The organism is Catenibacterium sp. CAG:290, from assembly GCF_000437715.1.
Classification (GTDB): Bacteria; Bacillota_I; Bacilli_A; order Erysipelotrichales; family Coprobacillaceae; genus Catenibacterium; species Catenibacterium mitsuoka_A.
Genome location: NZ_FR898846.1, coordinates 503 through 2,318, shown reverse-complemented (window position 1 = coordinate 2,318; position 1,816 = coordinate 503). Strand labels below are relative to the sequence as shown.

Below are 1,816 nucleotides of genomic sequence, written 5' to 3'. Positions count from 1 at the left end.
TCAGAACCCCACGGGCTTGCCCGTGGGAGTAGTCAGAAATCACATAATTCTCTTAAAATTAGTAGTCATAATAGAAAACAGGGAGTGATTACTATGTATAAAGAAATAATTTTATCTGTAATTAAAACCTCATTACCATTAATGATTGTTTTGATTATATTACAGTATATATTTAGAAAACAATCTACATGCATATTAATAGAATTCAATGTAGCCTATTCAATTGTTCGTATGATGCCTTTAGTGAGTTCTATGCATACTCTAGGTATAAAAGGGATTATCACACTTATAATATGTTTTCTATTTTTGAATACGAGTACATTGCTGATGTATCGTATCCATAGCCTCAATCTATAAAGAACACACATTTATATGTATTTCTACTTGCAGATTATCTTTGATATAATGAACTCACGCAAAAAGGAGACAATTAAAATGAATAGATATGACTATGTAGGTAGTTTTTTAAGACCTGAAAGACTTAAGAAGGCAAGAAGAGATTTTGAAAATAATACAATTAATGCAGAAGAATTAAAAAAGGTAGAAGATGAATGTATTATAGAACTTATTACTAAGATTAAAGAATTAGGTTATCATACTATTACTGATGGTGAATTTAGACGTTCTACATGGCATTTAGACTTTATGTGGGGATTTAATGGTGTAGAACACAAAAAGACAATAGAAGGTAATACGACATTTGATGGTGAAGCAGCAATGATTGATGATACTTATGTCACAGGAAAGATCAGCTGTAATCATCATCCTTTCGTAGAACATTTCAAATTTGTAAAACAGTTTGAAGATGAAAAAACAGTTGCTAAACAGACTATTCCTTCACCAGGGCAGTTCTATGCTTACTTTACAGGAGCACAGCTACTTAGAAACACATTAAGTATTTATGAAAGTGAAGAGGCTTTCGCAAAGGATGTAGTTAAAGCTTATGTTGAGTTTATTCATGAAATATATGATGCAGGATGTCGTGTACTACAGTTTGATGATTGTGTCTGGGGTGGTATGGTCAACTCGCAGCTTGCATGTGGCCTTACAGGACGTACTGGTGATGCATTAGAAGAGTATAAAAAGAGATTATTAGAAATTAATAATGAAGTAGTCGCACAAAGTCCAAAAGACTTAGAAATTAATACACATGTATGTCGTGGTAATTATCACTCTACTTTCTTTAGTTCAGGTGCTTATGATGGTGTGGCTGATCTTTTATTTGGTGAAGAGAATGTGAATGCATACTACTTAGAATATGATGATGAAAGATCAGGAGGATTCAAGCCTCTCGCAAAAGTATCTGGTGATAAGAAGGTCGTTTTAGGATTAATCACTACTAAACGTCCAGAATTAGAAGATAAAGAAAAAGTAATTAAGAGAATTAAGGAAGCAAGCAAGTATATTCCTCTTGAACGTTTATCATTAAGCCCACAATGTGGTTTTGCATCATGTGAGATTGGTAATAAACTAACAGAAGAAGAACAATGGGTTAAATTAAAACTTGTAAAAGAAATCGCAGAAGAAGTCTGGGGTTAATAAGTATCCTCTAGGAAATCCTAGGGGATTCTTTTGTGTCTTGTAGTATATTAATGGATACAATATAATTTATGTATAAGAGGTGAACAGATATGATAGAAACTATAATTAGATATATAATTATTGCGATAGTATTGGGCATTATTGGAGAGGTCATATCACAGCTATCTAATAAGAAAAGTAAAACGATTGATGAGAATGTAAGTACTACACACTACAAAGTTAAAGCACCAGCAGTGTTGAAGTATGCCTGTATGTCACAGTTTTTACTTGGAAT

The 1,816-nt window shown here is 32.5% G+C and carries 2 protein-coding genes; both read left to right on the top strand.

Going from position 1 to position 1,816, the window contains the following annotated elements; all coding sequences use genetic code 11:
• Positions 1-435 precede the first annotated feature (435 nt).
• Positions 436-1,539, top strand: coding sequence for a 5-methyltetrahydropteroyltriglutamate--homocysteine S-methyltransferase (locus QVO42_RS07835; RefSeq protein WP_022425569.1), 1,104 nt, complete (start codon positions 436-438; stop codon positions 1,537-1,539).
• A gap of 92 nt (positions 1,540-1,631) precedes the next feature.
• Positions 1,632-1,816, top strand: a 185-nt coding sequence (locus tag QVO42_RS07830; protein ID WP_288164098.1) for a hypothetical protein, incomplete at its 3' end; no start/stop codon positions are given.